Origin of the sequence: Pseudoalteromonas sp. SG44-5 (genome assembly GCF_014164175.1) — a bacterium.
Taxonomy (GTDB): domain Bacteria; phylum Pseudomonadota; class Gammaproteobacteria; order Enterobacterales; family Alteromonadaceae; genus Pseudoalteromonas; species Pseudoalteromonas nigrifaciens.
Map to the genome: position 1 here is coordinate 158,417 of NZ_JACJES010000002.1, position 16,241 is coordinate 174,657.

At 41.1% G+C, this 16,241-nt stretch carries 16 protein-coding genes; 5 read left to right on the forward strand and 11 right to left on the reverse strand.

All coding sequences use genetic code 11. From position 1 onward, the window contains the following. Positions 1-35: 35 nt before the first annotated feature. Both H5079_RS03105 and H5079_RS03110 read left to right on the forward strand, forming a co-directional pair. On the forward strand, positions 36-1,598 hold the full coding sequence (locus tag H5079_RS03105; RefSeq protein WP_011328444.1) for a sodium/sugar symporter: 1,563 nt from the start codon (positions 36-38) through the stop codon (positions 1,596-1,598). Between the two features lie 135 nt (positions 1,599-1,733). Further along, the gene (locus tag H5079_RS03110) at positions 1,734-2,708 is read left to right on the forward strand and encodes an aldose epimerase family protein (protein WP_041454464.1); all 975 of its coding nucleotides are present in this window, start codon (positions 1,734-1,736) and stop codon (positions 2,706-2,708) included. Between the two features lie 59 nt (positions 2,709-2,767). On the opposite strand, the gene H5079_RS03115 is transcribed toward H5079_RS03110, so the two are convergent. From H5079_RS03115 to H5079_RS03165, 11 genes are all read right to left on the reverse strand, one after another. Then, positions 2,768-2,971, reverse strand: a complete 204-nt coding sequence (locus H5079_RS03115) for a hypothetical protein (protein WP_011328442.1) — start codon at positions 2,969-2,971, stop codon at positions 2,768-2,770. Positions 2,972-3,077: 106 nt separating this feature from the next. Beyond that, the gene (locus H5079_RS03120) at positions 3,078-4,565 is read right to left on the reverse strand and encodes a bifunctional 2-methylcitrate dehydratase/aconitate hydratase (RefSeq protein ID WP_182683401.1); all 1,488 of its coding nucleotides are present in this window, start codon (positions 4,563-4,565) and stop codon (positions 3,078-3,080) included. Between the two features lie 408 nt (positions 4,566-4,973). Then, positions 4,974-6,239, reverse strand: coding sequence for a RidA family protein (locus H5079_RS03125; RefSeq protein ID WP_182683402.1), 1,266 nt, complete (start codon positions 6,237-6,239; stop codon positions 4,974-4,976). Between the two features lie 188 nt (positions 6,240-6,427). After that, the gene (locus H5079_RS03130; protein WP_179807373.1) at positions 6,428-7,012 is read right to left on the reverse strand and encodes a HupE/UreJ family protein; all 585 of its coding nucleotides are present in this window, start codon (positions 7,010-7,012) and stop codon (positions 6,428-6,430) included. 58 nt (positions 7,013-7,070) lie between these two features. Then, complete coding sequence (gene ureG / locus H5079_RS03135) at positions 7,071-7,709, reverse strand: urease accessory protein UreG (protein ID WP_089368417.1); 639 nt, start codon at positions 7,707-7,709, stop codon at positions 7,071-7,073. 30 nt (positions 7,710-7,739) lie between these two features. Continuing rightward, positions 7,740-8,447 (reverse strand): urease accessory protein UreF, encoded by a 708-nt coding sequence (locus H5079_RS03140; protein WP_182683403.1) that lies wholly within the window; start codon positions 8,445-8,447, stop codon positions 7,740-7,742. Then, a complete protein-coding gene (gene ureE, locus H5079_RS03145; protein ID WP_182683404.1) occupies positions 8,437-8,949 on the reverse strand; it encodes an urease accessory protein UreE in 513 nt (170 codons plus the stop codon). Before ureE ends, H5079_RS03140 begins: the two co-directional genes overlap by 11 nt. A gap of 20 nt (positions 8,950-8,969) precedes the next feature. Next, on the reverse strand, positions 8,970-10,673 hold the full coding sequence (gene ureC, locus H5079_RS03150; protein WP_011328435.1) for an urease subunit alpha: 1,704 nt from the start codon (positions 10,671-10,673) through the stop codon (positions 8,970-8,972). Continuing rightward, complete coding sequence (locus H5079_RS03155) at positions 10,673-11,005, reverse strand: urease subunit beta (RefSeq protein ID WP_011328434.1); 333 nt, start codon at positions 11,003-11,005, stop codon at positions 10,673-10,675. Before H5079_RS03155 ends, ureC begins: the two co-directional genes overlap by 1 nt. An 11-nt stretch (positions 11,006-11,016) precedes the next feature. After that, positions 11,017-11,319, reverse strand: a complete 303-nt coding sequence (gene ureA / locus H5079_RS03160; protein ID WP_011328433.1) for an urease subunit gamma — start codon at positions 11,317-11,319, stop codon at positions 11,017-11,019. Between the two features lie 263 nt (positions 11,320-11,582). Next, a complete protein-coding gene (locus tag H5079_RS03165) occupies positions 11,583-12,491 on the reverse strand; it encodes an urease accessory protein UreD (RefSeq protein ID WP_182683405.1) in 909 nt (302 codons plus the stop codon). Positions 12,492-13,537: 1,046 nt separating this feature from the next. Here H5079_RS03165 and H5079_RS03170 point away from each other — a divergent pair. The 3 genes from H5079_RS03170 (at position 13,538) to H5079_RS03180 (ending at position 16,240) form a co-directional block, all read left to right on the forward strand. Further along, complete coding sequence (locus tag H5079_RS03170; protein ID WP_011328431.1) at positions 13,538-14,392, forward strand: pirin family protein; 855 nt, start codon at positions 13,538-13,540, stop codon at positions 14,390-14,392. 164 nt (positions 14,393-14,556) lie between these two features. Further along, positions 14,557-15,444 (forward strand): LysR family transcriptional regulator, encoded by an 888-nt coding sequence (locus tag H5079_RS03175; protein WP_011328430.1) that lies wholly within the window; start codon positions 14,557-14,559, stop codon positions 15,442-15,444. A gap of 100 nt (positions 15,445-15,544) precedes the next feature. Next, positions 15,545-16,240, forward strand: coding sequence for a pirin family protein (locus tag H5079_RS03180; RefSeq protein ID WP_011328429.1), 696 nt, complete (start codon positions 15,545-15,547; stop codon positions 16,238-16,240). Position 16,241 lies beyond the last annotated feature (1 nt).

The window sequence follows — 16,241 nt, forward strand, 5'->3', positions numbered from 1 at the left end:
ACAATAAAAATCAATAAGACAACAAGGTTAAAGTTATGAAATTACAACCGCTCGACATTGCCATATTTTTTACTTATGTGGTGGGGTTATTAGTACTCGCGCTGTGGATCTCGCGAGAGGAGAAAGGTGCCAGTAAAAATACTGAAGACTACTTTCTTGCTAGTAAAGCACTGCCTTGGTGGGCAATTGGTGCATCATTAATTGCTTCAAATATATCGGCAGAACAAATTATTGGCATGTCTGGTTCGGGCTATGCGATTGGTTTAGCTATTGCATCTTATGAGTGGATGGCAGCAATTACCTTAATTATTGTAGGTAAATATATGCTGCCGATATTTCTTAAAAATGAAATATTTACTATGCCGCAATATTTAGAGCAACGCTTTGATAGCAAAGTTAAAACAGTGTTAGCGCTGTTTTGGCTAGCGGTATATGTATTTGTAAATTTAACCGCTGTTTTATGGCTTGGTGGTTTAGCAATAGAAACCGTTGCCGGTGTTGACTGGATGTACGGAATGATCTTTTTAGCCTTATTTTCAGTCGCTTATTCACTTTATGGTGGTTTGAAAGCCGTTGCTTATACCGATATTTTACAAGTAGTACTGCTGGTATTTGGTGGCTTGTTTTTAAGTTACTTAGCACTAGATGCAGTGGCAGATGGCGACGGAATAATAGCAGGTTTTGGTGTTTTAACTGAGCAGCTACCTAACCACTTTGATATGATTTTAAGCCCAGATAGCCCGCATTATATGAGTTTACCTGGTTTATCAGTATTAATTGGTGGCCTGTGGATAATGAACATTAGCTACTGGGGATTTAATCAATATATTATTCAGCGCGCACTTGCCGCTAAAAACCTTAAAGAAGCACAAAAAGGTATTGCCTTTGCTGCCTATTTAAAATTATTAATGCCAGTAATTGTAGTGTTGCCAGGTATTGCTGCGGTTGTTTTATACCCGCAACTTACCACGCCAGATCAAGCGTATCCGTCTATGATGGCGTTAATGCCAACAGGTATTAAAGGTCTTATTTTTGCTGCATTAGTGGCGGCAATTGTTTCATCACTTGCCTCTATGACTAACAGTATTTCAACTATTTTCACTATGGATATTTACAGCAAGTTAAAACCAGGTAAATCACAAAAACATTATGTATTTATAGGCCGCTCAGCTGCATTAATATCTTTAGCTATAGCCTTGGTTGTGGCAGAGCCATTATTAGGTAAGTTCGATCAAGCGTTTCAATATATTCAAGAATTCACCGGTTTCTTTACTCCAGGTATTGTAGTGATTTTTGTAATGGGTATGTTTTGGTCAAAAGCCAGTTCAGCGGGTGCGTTAGCTGCGGCAATTGGCTCGGCTGTATTCTCAATCCTGTTAAAAGTTTACTGGGTAGCGCTGCCATTTATGGACAGAGTAGGCTTAGTATTTTTACTGTGTTTAGCATTGTGTGTAATTGTATCATTAGCTAAGCCAGATAAAGGCCAAGACAGTAGCGTTAGCCTAGACGATGTTAACTTTAAAACCTCAAGCAACTTCAACATAGCGGCATTGGGTGTAGTTATCATCTTAATCGCTTTGTATACTACTTGGTGGTAATGCAGAATGCTTACTCAGTGAGTATGACAGCCATAGCTATCTGCTCACGTGTTTAACGCAAAATATAGTGAATCAAAGCAGCTTAGGTTGCTTTGATTTTTTTGTGTTCTAATAGACATAACAAGAAAACAGTAAATGAATCAATTACACAGTTATATATTAAGCAATGAGCAAGGCATGCGGGTCGAAATATTAAATTATGGCGCGCGGGTTAAATCTATTTTATTTCCGGTAAACGATACACCCACAGAAATGACAGTCGGGTATGCCGATAGCAGTCGTTATTTAACCGATACTTATTATTTAGGTGCTACCTGTGGTCGCGTTGCTAATCGTATTAGTGGTGCTAGTTTTGAGCTTGAAGGTGAGCAATATTTACTGAGTAAAAATGATGGTGAAAATTGCTTACATGGCGGTGCGGATAACTTTTCTCTGCGTTTTTGGCAAGTGCAATCGAGTACTGCCAACGAAGTGATTTTGAGCTTAAGCTCAGAAGATGGCGACCAAGGCTTTCCTGGCAAGGTAGAAATGCAAATACGTTATCATTTATCACATGATAATAAGTTGACTATGAGTTTTAGCGCAACCACAAATAAAGCAACCCCTATTAACGCTACTAATCATTGCTACTTTAATTTAGGTGAGCAAAATTGCTTGCCACTCACGTTACAAATAAATGCGGCCAGCTATTTAGAGCGTGACAATAACAGCTTACCAACTGGTAGAGTGTTAAGTGTCAAAAATAGTGACTTTTGTTTTGACCAACCGGTTATTATTGGCCAGCGTCTGCAGTCAGCTCAGCACCCACAACTAACAGGGCCAACAGGGTTTGATCATTGTTTTGTTATAAATCAGCCACAAGCAAACAAAGCAGCAGCGGTATTAAGCTCATTACGCAATAAAGTTAAAATGTCGTTGTACACCGACCAAGCATCTATACAGCTTTATACTGGTGCATTTTTAGCCGCACCATTAAGCCCTGATCAGGGAGTGTGTTTAGAAGCTCAAAATTATAGCGATGCAGTAAACTTTCCAGATTTTGAAAACTCAATACTAAAGCCGGGCGAAGTTTATAATAAATATATTAGCTATCACTTTGAAAATATTTAAATAAAGCTGTGCTAATACATAGCACAGCTTTATTCGCTATTTAGTATAAGGGCTATGAGCTATTTTTTAACGGGAATATCTTCGAGTATCTTTAAAATAGCCTGATTACTGTTTAATTTGGCTAAATCTATTAGGTAACTTTTTTCAAGATCTTGCATAGGTTGCTTTGTTAATAGCGCTTTTACTGACTCTTCTTCTGCATTTACTATGGCGGTTTTTAACGCTGCAAAGTTTGCGATACTGTGTTCATTTTGCTCAGTCATATTAAATCCTCTTATTGGCGCGAGTTGTGACTTTTAAAGTTATGGCCTTAACTACTTGGCCATATAATTAAATTTACGCGCTTTAATAAACCAGCCAGCGGTGTACTTACTCAATAACAAATAAGTCCATAAAGCTATTTACAGGCATGGCCTCAAGCGCTGTTTGATTTTTACAAAGCGTGAAAATAGTGTGGCATTGTTTATTCTCAAAGCGGGATGCTAAATTAACTTTAAATTTTTGCTCCAATAGTGGTATCCCTTCTTCACGACGGCGACGATGACCCACAGGGTATTCTATAACTGTGTCCTCGGTGCTACTGCCATCTTTAAAGAAAACCTGAATAGCATTGGCGATAGAGCGTTTATCATCCTCTAGATATTCTTTGGTAAAGCGTGCATCTTCTACAATGTGCATTTTGTTGCGCAGCTCATCAATAATCGGGTGTGCGTTATGAAATTCGTCTTCGTAATGATCAGCGGTTAAATTGCCAAATATTAACGGCACTGCAATCATGTATTGTAAACAATGATCGCGATCGGCTGCGTTAGCAAGGGAACCCGTTTTTGAAATAATACGAATGGCCGACTCGTGAGTACGCACAACAATTTTATCAATATCAGCTAACCGATCTTTTACCTGAGGATGTAAAATAACCGACGCTTCAGCGGCTGTTTGGGCATGAAACTCAGCAGGAAACGATATTTTAAATAAAATATTTTCCATAACATAACTGCCGTAGTCTTGGGTGAATAAAAACTGCCGTTCGGCCTCAGGTTTAAGTGCTTGGTCTTTGTTGGTTTTAGAAAAAGAGACATCATAAAACCCCCATTGCGGGGCTGTTAACACGCTTGGAATGCCCATTTCACCACGCATAGATATATCAGCTAAATGAACAGCTCGGGAAGTTGCATCGCCAGCAGCCCATGATTTACGAGAGCCTGCATTGGGTGCATGCCTATAGGTACGCAGCGCTGAGCCATCTACCCAAGCTTGTGATATAGCGGCCATAATTTGTTGTTTATTGCCGCCCATCATTTTAGTGGCAACCGCAGTAGATGCAACCCGTACTAATAATACGTGGCATAAACCCACCCGATTAAACGAATTTTTTAGCGCTATTACGCCTTGAATTTCATGCGCCATGATCATGGCTTCTAGCACTTCGCGCATTTTTAAAGGTTGTTCACCCTTGCTCAGTCTCACTTGAGATAGATGATCAGCAACGGCTAAAATAGCACCTAAGTTATCTGACGGATGACCCCATTCGGCGGCCAACCAAGTATCGTTATAATCGAGCCAGCGAATAATGCAGCCAATATCCCATGCCGCTTTTACAGGGTCGAGTACCAAAGATGTGCCCGGTACGCGTGCACCATTAGGCACAATAGTACCTGCTACTATAGGGCCGAGGAGCTTGCTGCATTCAGGAAATCGCAGCGCTAATAGCCCACACCCTAAAGTGTCTATTAAACAGTTACGGGCAGTATTGAGCGCTTCCTTGCTGCTCACTTTATAATTTAATACATAATCAGCTATATCTTGTATTACATGGTCGTAATCAGGGCGATTATTAATATCTACATTATTACTCATTTTTTATCCTTATTCGTTTAATGTTAACGATTAGAATGTGCACTGAGTATTTAATACATATTTATTAAACACTTTTATCTTTAACTAGTTTACGTTTCAACCATAGCACGAGGCGTTACCAGCTAATAGGGAAGCAGGTAAACATAATGTCGTATATTTAAAATACACATATGTAAGGTAGGGTTATTATGTACACAGAAATATTGGGCGCTTTTGTATTAAATATTGTGTAATCTGTATTTAATTACCTAAATTCAAGATAATAGTGGAGACGCAAAAATTAAAAAGGGCAGCGTAGAGATCCGAGTGGATTTTGCGCTGCCCTTATTTATGCAAACTTAACGTTTAAAGTCATGTTTGTATGTAGTTGGTGATTAATCACCATTGCTTATAAACCCAAGTTTACAATTATAACTTAGGTGGCGTACCTTCAGCGTTAGACACTACCGCATCAATTTGTACTAGCGCGTTCATAGGGATAGCTGATACGCCTACCACAGTTCTTGCTGGCAAATCACCTTTAAAGAAGCTGGCGTACACTTTATCAATAGCGGCAATATCGCTAATGTTTTTAACTTGAATGTTAACTTTTACAAGGTCGTCCATAACATGATCAATACTCTCTACAATGGCTTTAATATTGTTTAAGCACTGTGTTGCTTGTGTTGTTACGTCATCAGCTACAAGATTAGCCGTTTTTGCATCAATGGGTAATTGTGCTGAAATATGGTTGTAGTGCGAAAATGCCACTGTTTGTGTAGATAGGGCATTAATTGGTGCATTTTGTGTGTTACTTGCTCTAATAATAATGCCGTGTCTGTCCTCAACTGCTTGTGGTGGTGTGCCATCTCCATGGGATATAACTGCATCAATTTGTACTAAAGCATCCATAGGTAGTGCTGCAACAACCATGGTTGATCTTGCTGGTACGTAAGCTACAGCTCTGGCAATAGCTGAGTCTGGAAAAAAGGTTGTATAAACTTCGTTTATTGCGTCAATATCTGCCGGGTTTTTAACAAATATATTTACCTTAACTATGTCGTCAAAGGGTACGTCAATACTCTCTAAAATAGCTTTAATATTACTTAAACACTGTTTAGTCTGATTTTTTATACCACCGGTTACTATTTCTCCCGATTTAGGATCGACAGGTAACTGAGCAGAAATATTATTGTAATGAGAAAAAGCAACCGTATGCGTAGACACTGGGCATATAGGTGCATTATTGCTATTTTTTGCTACTTTAATTAAATCGCAAGGCGCTTGTGGTGTAGTGCCTTCGCCATTAGAGATAAGCGCATCCATTTGTACTAATGCCCCCTCTAGCGGTAAAGCTGCCACGGCAACTGTTGTGCGTGTTGGTAAGTAGTCTCGAAAGAAACTAGCGTATACGTCGTTTACAGCATCAATATCTGTGATGTTTTTTAAAAACACATTAATTTTAATCACATCGTCCATAACATGATCAATACTTTCAATAACCGCTTTAATATTTGTTAAACACTGTTTTGCCTGTGTTTTTATATCATCAGCCACAATGTTACCGCTTTTAGGATCAATCGGTAATTGTGCTGAAATATTATTGTAATGCGAAAAAGCAACTGTTTGTGTAGCTACAGTGCAGCTTGGTGCATTATTGGTGTTTCTTGAAAGCTTTATGATTGTGCCGCTCATCTTGATATTTCTCCTAGCTGAGATAGTTATAATGAGGTTTAAATTGACCACATTAAAAGTGGGTTTATTCTCGCAGACTATCTAGCTGCTGCTCGATAGTCATTGATTTGAAGGTAAGGGTAACCATAGCATCAACTATGTTAGCGACAGTAAAGCTACCCTAATGGGGATAATAAATTCAGTTGCTATTAGCCAACTGCCAATACGCCACCAATTACAGCAACAACACCGCCAAGTGCACGGGTAGCGCGGTTATCAGCTTTTAGCATAAGTGTGCCTAAACCACGACCAATAAAGGTGATAGCTAAAGTAGCAATAACAAAGCCTGCCATGTAGCTCAATATACTTGCGCCTTCAGCCATTTCTGCACCGTGGGCATAACCATGTGTAAGCATAAATAAAGCGACTAAGCTTGCGCCTAATACGGTTGGTAATTTAGCCATAGTGGCAATTAAAATACCGGCTAGTAATACGGTCATTGCAATACCGGTTTCAACGCCTGCAAAGCTTAAGCCACTCCAAGCAAGGGCCGCACCTAAAACCATGCCGCCAACTACAAATAATGGCGCGCCGCGTTTCATTGCTGTGCTTTGGCGAATACTCCAAAAGCCAATTGCTGCCATTGCTAATAAGTGGTCAATACCCATCAGTGGGTGTAACAAGCCACTAAGAAAACCGTTATGGGTTTCAACGCCATGACCAGGGTGGGCTAAAGCTGCAGTAGCTGTTAGCATTAGGCCTAATCCCATCAGTAATTTGGTCATTATTTTCATACTATTCTCCGTTTATTTTTTTACTATTGAATTGTGTTTTGATTAAAAATTGTGTTGCTTAATTAATACTATTTGGCTTGCCAGGTCGGCGTTCAGGTAACATGCCTTGCTTTAAAATAAAGCTGATGATTTCTTCTAAGCCAACACCATCGTAAAGGTTAGCAAAAACGAAAGGGCGTTCACCGCGCATTTTTTTCGAGTCACGTTCCATTACCTCTAACGAAGCATGTACATATTCTGCGATATCAATTTTATTAATTATTAATAAGTCAGACTTAGTGATACCTGGGCCACCTTTACGTGGAATTTTGTCGCCAGCAGACACGTCAATCACATAAAGTGTTAAATCAGAAAGCTCTGGGCTGAAAGTAGCTGATAAGTTATCGCCGCCAGATTCAACCAGTACTATTTCTAAATTGGGGTGGCGTGCTTGTAAGTCGTCAATCGCAGCTAAGTTCATAGAAGCATCTTCACGAATTGCCGTATGTGGGCAACCACCTGTTTCTACTCCTAAAATACGGTCCGCTGGGAGTGCGTCGTGTTTAAGTAAAAAGTCAGCATCTTCGCGGGTATAAATATCGTTTGTAACCACGGCGATATCATAGTGATCTTTCAATGCTTTACATAATTGACGTAATAAAGCTGTTTTGCCAGAGCCAACTGGGCCGCCAACGCCGATTCGTAAACAATGTGTCATTGCTGTTTTCCTTGTGTATATAGAAGCGTATTAGCTTCGAAATAATCTTGAATATTGTGTTTCGTGCTGTGCACTACCAAGCGCTAAGCCAGGCATAATTGGCCCTAGTTGGTCGTCGGCTAATGCTAATGCAGTGTCGATTGCGATAACCATTTTAGGCCGTAATTGCTCAATTAAACGCTGCGCCGCAGTATGGCCAAGCGGCATTGCTTTACAGGCAACCGCCAGTTGGTTTTCTAACCAGCCCCAAACAAACCCGAGTAAGCTTTGGCGTACTGGAATTTGTCGCTGCTGCGCTAACCAGGCAAAAACGGTGACATAACCTGGGTCTTGCGGTAGTGCAGCATGACCTTGCTCGGTTTGTGGTTGTAACTGTAAACTGTTGAGCAAACGCATCAGGGCTAAGCCTAAGCGAGTATCTTCATCGCTTAATTCGGCAGTTTCACGATTTGCATGTAGCCAGTCGTTCCAGTAGCTTAAACCTTCGCTGTCGCTTTTAGCCCAGCAGTTTTGTAGCCGAGCAAGTACCGGTAATTCGCAGCGCGTTAAACCGTCGTCAAGCACACCTTCTAACCATTCGCCAAGTTGTTGCTCATTAGTAACCCAGCCAAGTTCAAACGCGCTTTCTAACCCCTGAGACCAAGCAAAAGCACCAATTGGCAGCGCAGGGCTGATCAATTGCATCAAGCCCAATAATGCCAGATCACTGCTTTGTGTTGGCTCAGTATTAGTGTGCATGAGTATGACCATCGGCATGTGAATGTTCATGGGAGTGAGCATGCGATTGCTCACGGCCAGCGTGTGCATATGCACCAGATTCTGGATCAAACGGTGCTTGATGGTGCATTAATTGCGCGCCCAAAAGTACCGCTAACTCTTCTAATACATGATCTGGCGGAAAACGTATCCAATGGCGACCATCGGCATCAACGCCAATTGCAAGTGACACATGGCGGTTACCTAAGTGGTAACATAAACGTGCCAAAGGCAAGCCGTTTTCTATGTATGCAGTGGTAACCGGCTCATCGGCAGCGCTAATACTAAATACTTCGCCGCTGCTGGCACGCAGTAAATCGCCATTACGAAGCACTGGGCCACGGTCAAGAAATAAACCAACATCATGACCATTGTCGGTCACTGCTTTTAGGCGACCACGAATACGTAACTCGTATGGCAAGGTGAGGGTGTCAAACACAGCATCTTGTGTGTTGCTATCTATTCTTTTTGTTAATTCAAACATTAAATTGTCCTAAAAATGGATTAAAACAAATGGTAGCGCTGGGCTAACGGTAATTCAGTCGCAGGTTCGCAGGTAAGTAATACACCGTCAGCGTGAACCTCATACGTTTGCGGATCTACCGTTAATACTGGGCAAGCATCGTTGAGCTTCATATCGCATTTACGCACTTGTCGCACATTTTTACAGGCCACAAGCTGGCTTTTCAAACCGAGCTTTTCTTCAAGCCCAGTATTCATAGCAGCTTGGCTTACAAAGGTCATACGTGTTGCACTTACTGCTTTACCTAATGCACCAAACATACGGCGGTAATGTACTGGTTGTGGTGTAGAAATAGCTGCGTTTGGATCGCCCATTGCCGCACCTGCAATCATGCCGCCTTTTAATATAATTGATGGTTTAACCCCAAAAAATGGCGGTTTCCACAGTACTAAATCTGCAAATTTACCCACTTCGATTGAGCCTACTTCATGGCTTATACCGTGAGTGATGGCTGGGTTAATAGTGTATTTGGCAATGTAACGTTTTGCGCGAAAGTTATCGGCGCCCAGTGCTTCATCTTCTGGTAATAAACCACGTTGCACGCGCATTTTATGAGCGGTTTGCCACGTACGACACACTACTTCGCCAATGCGACCCATGGCTTGCGAGTCAGAGGACATCATCGAAATAACGCCCATATCATGAAGAATATCTTCGGCCGCAATGGTTTCACGGCGAATACGTGAGTCGGCAAAGGCTACATCTTCAGGAATGTTGGGGTCGAGGTGATGACAGCCCATCAACATATCAAGGTGCTCATCCACGGTATTAATAGTGTATGGGCGAGTCGGGTTAGTTGACGACGGCAACACATTAGGCATAGCACAAGCAACAATAATATCAGGAGCATGGCCACCACCGGCACCTTCAGTATGGTAGGTGTGGATACAACGATCTTTAAATGCCTCTAAAGTATCTTGCACGAAACCAGATTCATTGAGGCTATCAGCATGAATGGCAACTTGAATGTCGTAGCGATCGGCAACATCTAAAGCATTGCTAATAGAAGCGGGTGCTGCGCCCCAATCTTCATGAATTTTTAAACTCATAGCGCCGGCTTTAATTTGTTGCTCAAGTGCTTCGGGAGTACTTGCGCTGCCTTTACCTAGAAAACCAATATTAATCGGTAAATCGTCCACGGCTTGCATCATTTTGCCTAAATGCCATGGCCCCGGTGTATGTGTTGTAGCTACTGAGCCTGTTGCTGGGCCAGTGCCGCCGCCAATCATGGTGGTTAGGCCACTCATGAGCGCTTCGTCAACTTGTTGTGGGCAAATATAGTGCACGTGGGTATCAACGCCACCGGCGGTCAAAATTTGACCTTCACCGGCAATAATTTCGGTACCTGGGCCAATAATAATGTCTATATCGGGCTGTGTATCAGGGTTGCCAGATTTGCCAATAGCAGCAATGCGGCCATTTTTTAAACCTACGTCGGCTTTAATAATGCCCCACCAGTCGATAATCACTGCGTTAGTGATAACCGTGTCCATAACGGCGTCATCACAGCGTTGGCTTTGACCCATGCCATCACGAATAACTTTACCGCCACCAAATTTTACTTCTTCACCATAATGGGTATGGTCGTGTTCTATTTCGACCCATAATTCGGTATCACCTAAACGAATTCTATCACCCGTGGTTGGGCCATACATGTCAGCATAGGCTTGACGAGATATTTTCATTACACGCTCTCCTGTTTAGGTTTATTGTCTAAAGGTCCCATTACTTCACCACGAAAACCGTAAAGACGACGTAAACCTGAATAGGGGATCAAAGATACTTCACGGGTTTGTCCTGGTTCAAAGCGAATTGCTAAACCAGCAGCAATAGCTAAGCGATAACCATAGGCTTGCTCGCGATCAAAACTCAGTGCTGGGTTACTTTCGGCAAAGTGGTAATGAGAGCCAACCTGTACAGGTCGATCCCCTTTATTAGCAACATTAATGGTGATGCTTTTACGGCCAACACACAGTTCAATATCGCCACTTTTTAGTTGATATTCACCTGGAATCATAACGAACTTCCTTAAACTATAGGGTTATGCACAGTGACCAGTTTGGTACCGTCAGGAAACGTTGCTTCTACTTGTACGTCTTGAATCATCTCAGCAATGCCTTCCATTACATCGTCGCGGGTCAACATTTCACGACCCAATGCCATCATTTCTGCCACTGTGCGTCCTTCGCGCGCACCTTCCATAATAGCGCAGGTGATTAGAGCAATTGCTTCTGGGTAATTTAGTTTTAGCCCTTTGGCTTTGCGTCGCTCTGCAAGTAAACCTGCAGTGAATAACATTAATTTATCTTTATCTCTGGGTGTTAATTCCATCGCTAACTCCATAGTCCTCGATGTTGTTATATTAATTACCTATGACTAATTGGCACAGGTAGTGTGTTCGCCTAAGCAAAAGCTAAGACGATATGTTTAAAATATCGGTACAGTTTTCTTCAGCCAAGAGGCTAATCATAAGCAATAACTAGGCTCTGCTTATAATTAACACCTTGGTAAATAATAGTGTTTAATTAATCACCTAAAGAGCATAGGCGATAGAATTATTGTTGTCATTTTTAGCCATGACAAACAGTTAAAAATTAGGTTAACCAAATCCGTGGTATGGTGGCTTGATGTCCGCTTAATAGCGGGCGAAGTATGTTGCGTACCTGTTCAAATAATTTCCATACTTGGTTACGTTCGTGCCCTAAATAGCGCACTAATAAAACGTCACGGCGGTAGGTAGCGGCCCAATTATTACTGGGCGGTAGTTGTTCACGCAGTGCAGCAATAGCTGCTGTTGGATCGCTTAAGCCAACTGTCCAAAATGTGCCATGTACGGTAGCACCACCTTGGCCCCATTTACCGTTAAATCTAGGGTGAGTTGGGTCTAAATTTTGACGCTCTAACCACAATGGCTTACCGTCTTGGGTTAACTTAAAACGCTGCTCAATACAGCCAGTAGCAAAGGGCAAATCACTGGCAGGGCGACCAAGGCCTAGTATTTCCCAGCCTAGGCACTTAGCTGTTTTAGCCAGTTCAATGTTAAATACTTGCAGCCCACGAGAGCCATCAAAGGCGAGGGTTTCTTGCGGTAACCACTCTAAAATGGCGTTGTCATCCACTTTTAAATTAGTAGTTTGGCTCCATGCAACCCCGTTGCTGTCGGCTTTATAAAGCTTATTGGCAGCAGGTGTGGTAATTAAACTATGCGCACCTTTAGTGAGCGAAATATCGATATTGAGCGCATCGCCACTCACAACCCCACCGGGCGGATGCAGTAAATACACGTGACAGCAACCATCTTTGCCTTCAGGGTAAAAAGGTCTTTGCACACGTAATGGACCATAATGACGAGCAATATTCATGCGCGTAACACGTGTATCGCCGCTGTTTTGAGCACAGAAGCCGAGCGTTAAAGAAGCCGCCCAGTGGCGATTGGCATCAAAGCTATGCCCAGATTTAGCGTCTGCCCGATGTGTTACGGGCATGGAGGAAAGTGTCATCATTCCAACATATACCTTTTATATAGGCCCAGCAGTGCACCTTTCGCTAAATTTATGGCTTTTCTGACGCGCAGGGGTATAGCCTTAAGATAGCAAAATCTTTAAAAACGTCCACATGTGTGGATCCGGTCAAATTGACGGAGTTGGCTTGTTAGCCTTCGCCGGATGTCAGTATGCGGGCAATTAATTGCCTGAAATTGCAAAACTGATGAAGATAAACTTCGAATACATATCAGGGTGTGTATCTACTTCCCGCAAATAGAGTCTGTTAAAGCTCAAATCATAGGGCGTGTAGAGTTGTGAGGAAATAACTATGTTCTAGCTAGATGTTAGCTGAGGAAAATAAATTGTCCAGAAAAAAATTAAAAAATTTGCATTTTTTCAATGGATTTAACTATTTGTCGTTATTTATTAATTAGATACGGGGTTTTGCTGTTGGTACAAAATATGTACCAAAGGTTAAGTGTGATTAAAATAACGGCTACTCAAACATTAGTATAATATTGTATTAGCTGTTTTTAAGCTTTGGATTAGTATAAATATTAAGCCATTGAGGGTAAAAAAAATAAGCTCAGTAATAGCAATTAATGCAAATATACTTTTGCGCTAGCGTACTATTTTAAGTGCTAAAATTATATTTTAGCTTAAAGTATAGACAACTTAATAAGTTAAATACCTTGTATGCTATGAATTTTCTTTGCGATAAAACTGGCTAAACTATTTGGTATTTTGTACTGCAGCACTATTTACAGGTATAAACATTTTCACAGGTATGCACGTTTTAACCTAAAAATAAGAACGGTTTAATTTAAAATAAGAATAAAAAACAACCATGTAAATTACCGGTTTCTTTTGTATTATTGCAATGACATGCTAACATTCTCAAAGAAAGAATGCTGCGGGCTAAAGTGGCGTTATTCATTAATTAAATAAGAACAACGGATGTTGGCTATCATTAAATTACAATATGAATCGTAGATAGTTGAATGTATATAAATTACAAATAACATACGTTTATTTTTATAAAGCAACTTAAGAGGATGTTTATTATGGCTAAAGTGCTTAAAGCTAAAGAGCATGATATTGGTGGATTAAATGTAAAACGCGTTTTACCTCATCAAGAAAAACGCATGGTAGGTCCATTTGTTTTCTTTGACCAAATGGGGCCAAATAATTTCCCTGCGGGCCAAGGTATAAATGTTAGACCGCATCCACATATTGGTTTATCAACACTAACTTACCTATTTGATGGTAGTATTTTACATCGTGATTCGCTGGGTAATAATTTAGAAATTCGCCCCGGTGATGTTAACTGGATGACCTCTGGCAAAGGTATTACCCATTCAGAGCGTGAAAGCTTTGAAGTACGAGCAAATCCACATTCAATTAGTGGTTTACAGTGTTGGGTTGCATTGCCAGAAGCTATGGCAGAAATTGAACCGTCATTTAATCATGTGAAAAAAAACCAATTACCGCACATTACCCACGAAGGAGTAATGATGCGATTAGTGGTGGGTGAAGCTTATGGTTTAAGTTCGCCGGTTAAAACCTATTCACCCATGTTTTATATTGATGTTGTTGCCAGCAAAGGAAGTGTTATAAAGCGCCCACACCCAGAACAAGAAACTGCAATATTTACTATTTGTGGCGAAGTAACTGTTAACGGTGAAACGTTTGGTACTAATGAGTTTATTTTATTAGAGCCAGGCGATAGCGAAATTACACTGGCAAGTGACGGTCGCTTTATTATGTTAGGCGGCGATAAATTTGAAAAAGTACCATTTTTGTATTGGAACTTTGTGTCATTTAGCAAAGAGCGCATTGAGCAGGCGAAAGACGATTGGGAAAATGGGCGCTTTCCAACTATTCCAGGTGATGATAAAGAGTTTATTCCACTTAAATAATGCCAAAGCTATTGAGCTTTAATAGCTAATTACCTGAGATCCGAATAAAAGCCACATCTATTTATACATCATAACTAGGTGTGGTTTTGCTCAAGTTTAACTTGTCTGAAGATAGCCTGCAGAATTAACAACAAAAATAAAATATAAAGCAATAAGAGGTAATCATGCTTAGAGTCACACTAGAGCAATGGCGAATGTTTCGCTCTGTGGTGCAATTTGGTGGCTTTAATCAAGCCTCACAAGGAATTCATAAAAGCCAGTCAAGTATTCATAATGCGGTGGGTAAAATAGAAAGCTCGCTCGATGTTAAGTTATTTGAAATTGAAGGGCGAAAAACTGTTTTGACTCAAGCAGGTGAGCTAATGCTTAAGCGCGCCAACTTTTTGCTTGATGAAGCCGCTAAGCTGGAAATAGTGGGACATACTCTTGGTCAAGGCACAGAAGGGAGCCTAAAAATTGCAGTTGATGAAATGTTTCCACAAGCAAGGCTGTATAAAGTGCTTGATACTGTTTCTGCCCAATACCCAATGCTGCAAATTGAGTTGGTGGAGTCGGTACTGAGTGGGGCAAGGGAACTGATTGAAAATGCAGATGTAGATATTGCTATTTCACCGGTTGCATTAACAGAAGGTTTTAGTGAGCAACTTTGCCAAATAGACTTTATTGCAGTTGCTAATCCAGATCACACATTACATTCTTTGGGGAGAGATTTAACCGCAGAGGATTTAAAAAGTCATCGTCAAATTGTAGTGCGCGACTCAGGTATGCATCGTAAAAGTGATGCAGGCTGGTTAGGTGCTAACCAGCGCTGGACGGTGAGTCATTTACGCACTTCTATTGATATGATCTGCAGTGGTTTAGGTTTTGCTTGGCTACCTTTAACTTCTATTAAAAATGAACTAGCACAGGGCAAACTCAAAACACTCCCTTTGCAACATAACAGCAAGCGCTCTATGCAGTTGCATTTAATCTTTAAAGATGGCGACAGCTTAGGTCCAGCAGCCAGCGCTTTTTTAGCTGAACTAAGATACCAATGTGAAGAATTACAATAAACATTCTTTTAAATAGAATGATTGATACTAAAACAGCTAATTTTAATCGTATAAACACAGTAGTAAACTGGCTTCATTGAAATAGATGAAGGAATTTATAATGAAATATATAAGAAAGTCACAAGAGCGCGGCTCGGTCGATCTTGGTTGGTTGCAAAGCAAACATAGTTTTTCTTTTGGCAGTTACTACGATCCAAAACATATGGGTGTTTCAGCACTGCGCGTAATAAACGACGACATGGTTATGCCAGGTAAAGGTTTTGGGACGCACGGGCACCGCGATATGGAAATTATTTCGTATGTTATGCAAGGCGCATTAAAGCATGAAGACAGTGAAGGCAATAAGCACACTGTACCGGCAGGCGACGTACAACGTATGAGTGCGGGCAGTGGCGTAATGCATTCAGAATATAATGCATCTAATACTGACCAAGTTAAGTTTTTACAAATTTGGATACAGCCCAATAAAATGGGAATTAAACCAAGTTATGAGCAAAAAAGTATTGCGCAAAATGGTCCACTAACGCCATTACTTACACCAGAGGGCGGCGAAAATGCATTGTCAATTAATCAAGATGCAAGCTTGTCACGCTTAGTTTTAAACGCGCAACAAACGTTTATGCTGGCCTCGGGTAAGCAAATTGGTTACCTGCACATTGTAAAAGGTAGCGTAATGGTTGATGGTAAAGAATTTGCTGCAGGTGATGCCTTTGCGGTTGACCCCGCGACAGAGTTAAACCTTGAAGCAACAGCTGAACTTGAAGCTTTATGGTTTGAATTACCGGCGGATTTCTAGT

Coding starts and splice junctions, on each gene's coding strand:
- H5079_RS03105 (WP_011328444.1), top strand. CDS start 36: ATGAAATTACAACCGCTCGACATTGCCATATTTTTTACTTATGTGGTG.
- H5079_RS03110 (WP_041454464.1), top strand. CDS start 1,734: ATGAATCAATTACACAGTTATATATTAAGCAATGAGCAAGGCATGCGG.
- H5079_RS03115 (WP_011328442.1), bottom strand. CDS start 2,971: ATGACTGAGCAAAATGAACACAGTATCGCAAACTTTGCAGCGTTAAAA.
- H5079_RS03120 (WP_182683401.1), bottom strand. CDS start 4,565: ATGAGTAATAATGTAGATATTAATAATCGCCCTGATTACGACCATGTA.
- H5079_RS03125 (WP_182683402.1), bottom strand. CDS start 6,239: ATGAGCGGCACAATCATAAAGCTTTCAAGAAACACCAATAATGCACCA.
- H5079_RS03130 (WP_179807373.1), bottom strand. CDS start 7,012: ATGAAAATAATGACCAAATTACTGATGGGATTAGGCCTAATGCTAACA.
- ureG (WP_089368417.1), bottom strand. CDS start 7,709: ATGACACATTGTTTACGAATCGGCGTTGGCGGCCCAGTTGGCTCTGGC.
- H5079_RS03140 (WP_182683403.1), bottom strand. CDS start 8,447: ATGCACACTAATACTGAGCCAACACAAAGCAGTGATCTGGCATTATTG.
- ureE (WP_182683404.1), bottom strand. CDS start 8,949: ATGTTTGAATTAACAAAAAGAATAGATAGCAACACACAAGATGCTGTG.
- ureC (WP_011328435.1), bottom strand. CDS start 10,673: ATGAAAATATCTCGTCAAGCCTATGCTGACATGTATGGCCCAACCACG.
- H5079_RS03155 (WP_011328434.1), bottom strand. CDS start 11,005: ATGATTCCAGGTGAATATCAACTAAAAAGTGGCGATATTGAACTGTGT.
- ureA (WP_011328433.1), bottom strand. CDS start 11,319: ATGGAATTAACACCCAGAGATAAAGATAAATTAATGTTATTCACTGCA.
- H5079_RS03165 (WP_182683405.1), bottom strand. CDS start 12,491: ATGATGACACTTTCCTCCATGCCCGTAACACATCGGGCAGACGCTAAA.
- H5079_RS03170 (WP_011328431.1), top strand. CDS start 13,538: ATGGCTAAAGTGCTTAAAGCTAAAGAGCATGATATTGGTGGATTAAAT.
- H5079_RS03175 (WP_011328430.1), top strand. CDS start 14,557: ATGCTTAGAGTCACACTAGAGCAATGGCGAATGTTTCGCTCTGTGGTG.
- H5079_RS03180 (WP_011328429.1), top strand. CDS start 15,545: ATGAAATATATAAGAAAGTCACAAGAGCGCGGCTCGGTCGATCTTGGT.